The organism is Skermanella sp. (genome assembly GCF_059503625.1).
Map to the genome: position 1 here is coordinate 1 of NZ_JCACHA010001123.1, position 5,303 is coordinate 5,303.

A 5,303-nucleotide genomic window follows, 5' to 3' on the forward strand; every position below is an offset into this window, starting at 1 on the left:
GCCGCAGCATCTCCTGGTAATCCTCGCCGGTATCCCGCCGCACAAGTCGGCGCAGCGCGGCATTGGCCTCCTGGGTCGAGGCATCGACGCCGATCCGCTTGGCGCGCACCAGATCATGTTTGTCCGCGATCTCGAGCAGAAAGCCGAACACGGCGTGGTGGATCTCCAGCGGTAACCGCGACCGGGTCACGCTGAGCGTTGAATGGTCGGGCACCGTCTCGCCATCCGACAGGCGGAGAAAGCGATGCAGCGACAAGGAATCAGCGCACCGCCAGGCGATTTCCCGCTCGGACTCCAGGCCTTCGAACTGGCCGACGAACAGCATGCGGAAGTAGCGGCCTGGAGGGATCGACCGGCGGCCAACGCCGTCCTTGTAGTATCCCTGGCACAGCATCTCGACGACTTCATCGAACTCGGCCTCGGCCAGGACCTCGTTGCACCAGTCGTAAAACGCGTGCCGGGGGGCCAGGTCCACAGCCAACCGGCTCCCACTACGAGGCGCCGTCAGGCGATTGCTCAGCCGTCCCATTGCCATGTTGTCACGTCTCGAACTGCACTACACCAACGTGCATAGATTCGGCACCAATGCGGTTTGTCAACGGACTGTTATATAAGGCTCTTCAGAATCCCGATGCTCAGTCAATTTCCGCCAAACGGGAGAGGACGATGAAAATCAGGGAAGTCATGACAGAGATGGTTGAGCTCGTTGATCCGGATACGGCACTTCATGACGCCGCACAGCGGATGCGCGATGGTGGGATCGGGTTTCTGCCGGTGGGCGTGGATGACAGATTGGTCGGCACCTTGACGGATCGCGACATTACGGTCCGGGCGGTGGCTGAGGGGCTGGATCCGAAGGTCGCTCGTGTTCGCGAAGCCATGTCCAGAACTCTGGTTTATTGCTTCGAGGATCAGGACACCAGCGAGGCTGCGACGCTGATGGCCGGGAACAAGGTTCGACGACTGCCAGTGTTGAACAGCGCTAAGCGCCTTGTCGGCATAGTTTCCATCGGCGACCTAGCCGCAATTATGCACGAAGGCCGGCGGGCATAGCCTAAAGGATTGATCTGGTTTAAGATTCGGCTGCTGACACCAATCCCACCGGATCTCACCCGCCATGCCCGCCCGAGTTGAACTTACCCCATCGCTGCCCGGCCTGTCACCTGTCGCCGGCAAACCCGTGGTCGCCCGCTTCGATGGCGGGCGGCTGTCCTCCGATGCCGGCGTGCTGGGCCTGCGGGAGATCGAGAAGCGGCTCGGGATCGCCGACCGGCTTGCAGCGTGCCTGGAAGATCCCCGGACGCCCGGGCGGGTCGTTCATGGACTGGCGGAGATCATCCGCTTCCGCCTGCTCATGATCGCGGCCGGCTACGAGGACGGCAACGACGCCGACAGCCTGCGCCGGGATCCGGCGTTCAAGCTGGCGCTCGACCGCCTGCCGGATGGTGCCGGCCTATGCTCGCAGTCCACCATCTCGCGCCTGGAGAACCTGCCCGATGCCCGCGCCCTGCTGCGCATGGGCCGCGCTCTGGTCGATTTCTACTGCGCCGGGTTCCGGCAGGTGCCGAAGCGGATCGTGCTGGATATTGATGACACCTTCGATGCCGTTCACGGCGAGCAGCAACTGCGTCTGTTCAATGGCCATTACGACGAGTACGGCTTCCAGCCGATCGTCGTGTTCGACGAGCACGGGCGCTTCGTCACCGCCATCCTGCGCCCGGCCAGGCGACCCAAAGGCACCGAGATCCGAGCGCACCTGCGCCGGATCGTGCGGCAGATCCGGGCCAACTGGCCGCAGGTCGAGATCCTGCTGCGCGCGGACAGCCATTACTGCTGCCCCGAGGTCCTCGACTGGTGCCGGGCCAACCGCCTGGACTATGTGCTCGGCCTGGCGCCAACCAGCACGCTGCGGCGCCATATCCTCGACCTGGAGGCCAGCACCGCCGCCCGGTTCGCTGTCAGCCCCGGGACTGCCAAGGTCCGGCGCTTCAAGGAATTCTACGACGCCGCCGGAAGCTGGAGCCGGACCGAGCGGATCATTGCGCGCGTCGAAGTCGGGCCGCAGGGCCCGGACACCCGCTTCATCGTCACCAGCCTGCGCCACGGCCGGGGGCGGTGGCTCTATGAGAAACTCTATTGCGCCCGCGGCCAAGCGGAAAATCACATAAAGAGCTGGAAGACGCATCTGTGCGCCGACCGCACCTCATGCCACAAGGCCGCCGCCAACCAGTTCCGGCTGTTCCTGCATGCCGGCGCCTACTGGCTGCTGTGGTCGATGCGCGCTCTGATGCCGCGCCGGTCGCGCTGGCGGGTCGCCCAGTTCGACACGCTGCGCCTGCGTCTGATCAAACTGGCGGCCCGGATCGTCGAGACCAAGCGGCAAATCCTCGTCCACCTGCCTACCGTCTGCCCGGAGCAAACTGTCCTGCGCCTGCTCCTGGAGCGGGTTCCCCGACTCGTCACCTGAACGCCGGGGCCGATTGCCCCTGTTCCGCCCAACCCGCCAACCTCAAGACCTCTCACCATCATAGCGCCGCCCAATCCGCGCTACGGCCAACCCTTGCCTGCACAGCTAAAAATTGAAGAAGGGCAGAAAACGTCAGAACGCTTTCCGGCTTGGCGCATAAATGCGGCTAGCGGCCAGGACCGGTGACGATGATGTGGTTGGGCAAGCGGTCCAGGACATATCCGGCGCGCCGGCGAACAGTTGAACAGTGGGGCATCAGACCAGAGCGTCGGGAAAGCGCAGGCGAACGCCATCGCATGCGGCGTAGTCTGTCTTGTATGCTGTCCTCGAAAGGGTTGGAATGAAGGGCATGACAAAGACGAAACCGAGGTCAGGTAGTGTTCGCCGCGGTGTCGGCGGGTCGGTCCAAACTCGCCGATTATCCATGGGATTAGCGGCCGGTTCAGGCTGCTCTCAAATCCAGATAAAAGAGGGCTTTGTCGCGCGCTTCATGAATGAGCGCGGCGTCGTCAACATGGATCGCGTCGCCGAAGCGTTCCTGATGTCCAAGGTCCAGCTTGCTCAAACCACCGGCTTGGGCATCACCTCAGTGTCGAAAACCAACCGACGGGTAGCGCCAAAGGTGCAGGCGCGAGTGACCGAGATGCTCGAGATCATCAGCCGTGTGCTTGACTGGGCCGGTGGCGAGGCGCAGGCGATGGCTTGGTACCAATCGCAGCCCCTCCCGGCGCTAGATAGGCGCACACCCGAGGCGCTGGTCAAAGCTGGTCAGGCGACAGCGGTACGCGAGTATCTTGATCATTTCGCTAGCGGCGGCTTTGCTTAAGGTTTAAAGGCCGCTGCTATCACAGGCATGATGAAGGTTGGAACGCGAAGTCTGAGGCCGAAGGGCGAAAAGGAGATGATCCGGCGCAGTTCGAACCTTTCGTCGTTCCCTTCAGGAGTTTGGGTCATCCAAATCGACCCCTCCGTTACCAGTGTGACACCAGGTTCGTAACCTTCCAGCCGCAGCATGTCTCCATCGCTCCTGCCACTTCGAAAATCATCGATCTGGTCACCCGCGGCATCGCCGAAGTGCAGGACGAAGGTATCGCGACCGGGTCCACCACTCAGCACGTCAGCCCCGGCACCGCCGGCCAGGATATCGTCACCGGAACTACCATCCAGGAGATCGTCGCCTGATCCGCCCTCGAGCAGATCGTTGCGGCTGCCGGCGGCCAGCATGTCGGCGCCGTCGCCGCCCGCCATCCAGTCGTCTTCCCCACCGCCAGCCATCGTGTTTGGACCGCCATTGCCGATGAGGGTGTTGGCCAAGCCGTTGCCGGTTCCGTCGATGCCGGCACCCCCAGTCAGCCGAAGTGCTTCGATGTCGGCGGGCAAAACGTAGGAACTTGCGCTGTCCTATTCGAGGTGTGTTCGATCTAATCGAACTGCTGTGTGATGAATTCCGCACCTTCGAGCGCAGTTGGCAGAGGCGTCATGTATAGATGCCGTACTCAAGCCGCTCCAGATGGTCCTCGAGCAGTTCGATGCCAACAACCGTGCCCAACAGGTCGATCGGACGGCGTTGATCGAGACCAATTGCGGGACGCTGCAACCACTGCTCGGCTTCCGCCTGCGATCCAAGAACATCCGTTGCTTTGACCAGGATCCCGACGAACTTCCATGCTCGTCCGCTCTGGTCCCGGCTAAGAGATCTCGATGGAGCATCCTTGCGGCGCTGCCAGGTCCGCAGGCTCATGCCAACCGCCTTGTCGAGTAACTCCGTCCTGTCGATGAAGACCAGTTGCCCGAGGAAATGATTAAGCGCCGAGGTCGGCAAGCCACTCAGAAGCAGTTCGTGCGCGTCAAGCGCACCGTTCAGTCGACGCGACAAAACACGAACTCCGCCGAGCAGTGCCTCCACCTTCTGAAGATCGTCGTTCCTTGCTTCGGTTAAGGCCTTATCCGTCGTAGCTGCCATTCACGCCTCCTATGGCATCTGTCACTTTAGATATGACAGTTGACGCGGAGCATTCCAAGGACGCACTGCGCGTACGATCCTTGGCTGAACTTTGCACATTCAGTGAGATTGGAGATGTCACGCATTGATCCAGAACAAGCATTCCTGGGCGATAAGCTGGAGAGACTTACCCGGCGGCATGGTGACGGGAACGAAGTCGCTGGGAACCGAGGCGCGTCTGAAGGCTGGTAGGAAATTGTTGAGCGGCATAATCTTCTAAATTCGGAAACATCCGAACCGCCAATCTGACCACCGCCGCGGGAGACTACGTCATGCAGAGGAATACAGGCTTGGATGTGTCGGCAGCCAAGTCAGGGCTACGCTCCCAATCTAATCTCACCACTTGAACAATGTATGGAACTTCATACATAATAGCCCTCAATGTATGAAATATCGCACAGAGGCTATATGCGCGCATCGACTATCCTTGGCTTGGATGAACGGGAGAGTCTTACCCGGCTGGGACGGACAGTCAGGCTGGCACGCTTGAGGCGGAATTTATCCCAGCAGGAAATCGCAGAGCGAATGGGGGTCAGTCGTGCATCGGTAGTCGCGATGGAAAAAGGCGAGCCTGGAGTTGCTTTAGGCATACTGGTCAAGGGGCTGACAGTGCTTGGCTACACGGAGCGGTTGGGAGAACTGCTCGCAAGCGACCCGATCGGTGAGGAAATGGATCTCGCAACAGGACGAAAGCGTGCAGGAGCGAGAGACGATGTGGCAGATTTCTAAAGGTAGGATCAAGCGCCTTGTCGTCTTCAAATGGGTGGGAAACAGCTATCGACCGATTGGCGAATTGAATTTTGAGGGAGGAGGTCGGGTTCGATCAGGACGGTT

Annotated in this window: 7 protein-coding genes; 4 read left to right on the plus strand and 3 right to left on the minus strand. The window is 60.9% G+C overall.

The window, feature by feature from the left end:
* A partial coding sequence (locus AC5JJ6_RS40170; protein ID WP_496047417.1) for a transposase occupies positions 1–475 on the minus strand: 475 nt, incomplete at its 3' end.
* A 191-nt stretch (positions 476–666) separates the two neighbouring features.
* Here AC5JJ6_RS40170 and AC5JJ6_RS40175 point away from each other — a divergent pair.
* The 3 genes from AC5JJ6_RS40175 (at position 667) to AC5JJ6_RS40185 (ending at position 3,293) form a co-directional block, all read left to right on the plus strand.
* Positions 667–1,053, plus strand: a complete 387-nt coding sequence (locus AC5JJ6_RS40175; protein WP_496047418.1) for a CBS domain-containing protein — start codon at positions 667–669, stop codon at positions 1,051–1,053.
* Between the two features lie 64 nt (positions 1,054–1,117).
* Positions 1,118–2,467 (plus strand): IS1380 family transposase, encoded by a 1,350-nt coding sequence (locus AC5JJ6_RS40180; RefSeq protein ID WP_496047419.1) that lies wholly within the window; start codon positions 1,118–1,120, stop codon positions 2,465–2,467.
* A 349-nt stretch (positions 2,468–2,816) separates the two neighbouring features.
* Positions 2,817–3,293, plus strand: coding sequence for an antitoxin Xre/MbcA/ParS toxin-binding domain-containing protein (locus tag AC5JJ6_RS40185; RefSeq protein ID WP_496047420.1), 477 nt, complete (start codon positions 2,817–2,819; stop codon positions 3,291–3,293).
* Here the strand turns inward: AC5JJ6_RS40185 and AC5JJ6_RS40190 are convergent.
* Both AC5JJ6_RS40190 and parS read right to left on the minus strand, forming a co-directional pair.
* Complete coding sequence (locus AC5JJ6_RS40190) at positions 3,290–3,847, minus strand: calcium-binding protein (RefSeq protein WP_496047421.1); 558 nt, start codon at positions 3,845–3,847, stop codon at positions 3,290–3,292. The two genes, AC5JJ6_RS40185 and AC5JJ6_RS40190, sit on opposite strands and share 4 nt — an antisense overlap.
* 97 nt (positions 3,848–3,944) lie before the next feature.
* Positions 3,945–4,430, minus strand: a complete 486-nt coding sequence (parS, locus tag AC5JJ6_RS40195; RefSeq protein ID WP_496047422.1) for a type II RES/Xre toxin-antitoxin system antitoxin — start codon at positions 4,428–4,430, stop codon at positions 3,945–3,947.
* Between the two features lie 447 nt (positions 4,431–4,877).
* On the opposite strand from parS, the gene AC5JJ6_RS40200 reads away from it, so the two are divergent.
* The gene (locus tag AC5JJ6_RS40200) at positions 4,878–5,198 is read left to right on the plus strand and encodes a helix-turn-helix transcriptional regulator (protein WP_496047423.1); all 321 of its coding nucleotides are present in this window, start codon (positions 4,878–4,880) and stop codon (positions 5,196–5,198) included.
* Positions 5,199–5,303: the final 105 nt, after the last annotated feature.

Excerpts from the sequence above, each read along its gene's own strand:
- AC5JJ6_RS40175 (WP_496047418.1), top strand. The coding sequence starts at position 667 with ATGAAAATCAGGGAAGTCATGACAGAGATGGTTGAGCTCGTTGATCCG.
- AC5JJ6_RS40180 (WP_496047419.1), top strand. The coding sequence starts at position 1,118 with ATGCCCGCCCGAGTTGAACTTACCCCATCGCTGCCCGGCCTGTCACCT.
- AC5JJ6_RS40185 (WP_496047420.1), top strand. The coding sequence starts at position 2,817 with ATGACAAAGACGAAACCGAGGTCAGGTAGTGTTCGCCGCGGTGTCGGC.
- parS (WP_496047422.1), bottom strand. The coding sequence starts at position 4,430 with ATGGCAGCTACGACGGATAAGGCCTTAACCGAAGCAAGGAACGACGAT.
- AC5JJ6_RS40200 (WP_496047423.1), top strand. The coding sequence starts at position 4,878 with ATGCGCGCATCGACTATCCTTGGCTTGGATGAACGGGAGAGTCTTACC.